The organism is Streptomyces niphimycinicus, assembly GCF_018883605.1.
Taxonomy (GTDB): Bacteria; Actinomycetota; Actinomycetes; order Streptomycetales; family Streptomycetaceae; genus Streptomyces; species Streptomyces niphimycinicus.
In genome coordinates, this window is the sequence record NZ_JAHLEM010000779.1 from 1 (window position 1) to 1,846 (window position 1,846).

Consider the following 1,846-nt stretch of genomic DNA (forward strand, 5'->3'; position numbering starts at 1 on the left):
CCGGGACCGCGGCGCGGGCGGCGGCGCGCACGGCGTCGCTCGACGAGCCGCGGACCAGCCCGCAGGCCGCCGGGAAGGCGGCGATGAGCGGATGGCTGGCCGACGGCGCGGGTATCAGCAGCGGCGGCTGCGGCGGTGGGGAGGCGCGGGCCACCGCGACCGTGGAGATCCCCTCCGTCATCCCCGGCTTCGACTTCGGCAGCGCCGAGAAGAGCGCCACGATGCCCTGCGACGACGGCGAAGGAGACGGCGGAAACGGCGGCCCCGCGCCTGCCGCGATGGGAGGCGACCGATGAGCCTGCGGGCCCGTATCACCGCGCCCGAGGGGCCCGGTGAGAGCGGCGGCGGACGCCAGGACGGCCATCTCGTCTCCGCCTACCGCGCCAAGCTGCTCGAGGAGATCGACCTCGCGGAGATGTCCTCGCTCGCCACCGCCGAGCGCCGCTCCCGGCTGGAGCGGGTGCTCGGCCACATCATCAGCCGAGAGGGCCCGGTGCTCTCGACCACCGAGCGCTCCCAGTTGATCCGCCGGGTGGTGGACGAGGCGCTCGGCCTCGGGGTGCTCGAACCGCTCCTCGAGGACGCCTCCATCACCGAGATCATGGTCAACGGCCCGGACCAGATCTTCGTGGAGCGCTCGGGCCGGGTCGAGCAGGTCCCCGTCCGGTTCGCCTCCGAAGAGCAGTTGATGCAGACCATCGAGCGCATCGTCTCCACGGTCAACCGCCGAGTGGACGAGTCGAATCCGATGGTCGACGCCCGGCTCCCGTCCGGTGAGCGCGTCAACGTGATCATCCCGCCGCTCGCCCTCACCGGCGCCACGCTCACCATCCGCCGCTTCCCCCGCGCCTACACCCTCCATGAGCTGATCGGCATGGGCACGCTGGACGAGCAGATGCTGCTGCTGCTCGCGGCGCTGGTGCGCGCCAAGTTCAACGTCGTGGTCTCCGGCCCCACCGGCTCCGGCAAGACCACGCTGCTCAACGCCCTCTCCGGGCTGATCCCCGACGGGGAGCGCATCATCACCGTCGAGGACGCCGCCGAGCTCCAATTGCAGCAGACGCATGTCATCCGGCTGGAGTCCCGGCCGCCCAACGTCGAGGGCAAGGGCCGTATCACCATCCGCGACCTGGTCCGCAACTCGCTGCGGATGCGCCCCGACCGCATCATCGTCGGCGAGGTGCGCGGCGGTGAGACCCTCGACATGCTCCAGGCCATGTCCACCGGCCATGACGGCTCGCTGGCCACCGTCCACGCCAACAGCGCCGAGGACGCGCTGATGCGGCTCCAGACGCTCGCCTCCATGTCGGAGGTGTCGATCCCCTACGAGGCGCTGCGGGACCAGATCAACAGCGCCGTGGACTGCATCGTCCAGCTCGTCCGCAACGCCGACGGCTCCCGCCGGATCAGCGAGATCGCGCTGCTCGACAGCCACGGCCACGAGGCGTACCGCATCGCCACCGTCTGCCGGTTCGACGCCCAGCCGATGGGCGCGGACCGGGTGGTGCACGGGCGGTTCGGCTACTTCCCGCTGCCGGAGCGGGTCGCGGAGCGGCTGCGGATGGCGAGCGAATCGGTGCCACCGGCCTTCGGCGTGGCCGCCTTCCCGGCCCAACTGGCCACCCGCGCCGCCGGATACGACCCGTACGACCGGCCGCCGCATGACCGGCCGCCGCATGACCGGCCGCCGCATGACCGGCCGCCGTACGACCGGCCGCCGTTCGGTCGGCCCCCGCACGACCGACCCTCATCCGACCCACCCCCGTTCGACCCACCCCCGTTCGACCCCAGGGACCGGAGGTAGCAGGCCCCATGGACCATCTCGCGACGGCGGCCCTCGGCGCGA

The 1,846-nt window shown here is 72.4% G+C and carries 1 protein-coding gene and 1 pseudogene; both read left to right on the top strand.

Annotation, left to right across the window (positions count from 1 at the left end; genetic code table 11):
- A pseudogene (locus KN815_RS42515) lies at window positions 1-296 on the top strand (TadE/TadG family type IV pilus assembly protein); the annotation flags it as partial.
- Entirely contained in the window at window positions 293-1,804 is a 1,512-nt protein-coding gene (locus KN815_RS42520) for a TadA family conjugal transfer-associated ATPase (RefSeq protein WP_216347121.1), read from the top strand. The pseudogene KN815_RS42515 and the gene KN815_RS42520, both read left to right, overlap by 4 nt.
- The last annotated feature ends 42 nt before the right edge of the window (window positions 1,805-1,846 follow it).